The sequence below is a fragment of the Lacticaseibacillus manihotivorans DSM 13343 = JCM 12514 genome, from assembly GCF_001435035.1.
GTDB classification, from domain to species: Bacteria; Bacillota; Bacilli; order Lactobacillales; family Lactobacillaceae; genus Lacticaseibacillus; species Lacticaseibacillus manihotivorans.
The window spans coordinates 1-422 of sequence record NZ_AZEU01000309.1 but is presented as its reverse complement, the minus strand read 5'-3'; the positions used below and the strand labels follow the sequence as shown (position 1 = coordinate 422).

Annotated in this window: 1 protein-coding gene; it reads right to left on the bottom strand. The window is 46.9% G+C overall.

Going from position 1 to position 422, the window contains the following annotated elements; all coding sequences use genetic code 11:
- Window positions 1–5: 5 nt before the first annotated feature.
- Window positions 6–422, bottom strand: a 417-nt coding sequence (locus FD01_RS15900; protein ID WP_162257374.1) for a transposase, incomplete at its 5' end; no start/stop codon positions are given.

Below are 422 nucleotides of genomic sequence, written 5' to 3'. Positions count from 1 at the left end.
TTTTGTTATGCGGCGGTTGCGATGTCTTTGGTTTGATACCAGGCCAGTTCAAGTTTGATTCGGTCAATGAAGTGACGCCAGTTTCGATAACCGTACGCCGTGTTCTTGATTTTCTTAATGCGTGAGATCATACCTTCTAAGAAGCCATTCGAATAAGGTGATTCAACCGCGTTGAGGACGGCCTTGCGATGTTTCTTCAGTGAGGCGATTGGCGTATCCATGGCGTTATCAAGTTGATGATAAGCGCGTAGCTCTTTTTCGAACCCGCTTGTATCATGGTTTTGGAGCGACTTTAATAAGCCTTGGTAGGTGTCGTATGCGATCCGGAAGTGATCATCCAAGTCGAGACACTCCATGACCAAGTTATAGTCCGTTTGGTAGTAACCAACGCTGCTGTGATAACGTGGGGTGACCTTCTCCAG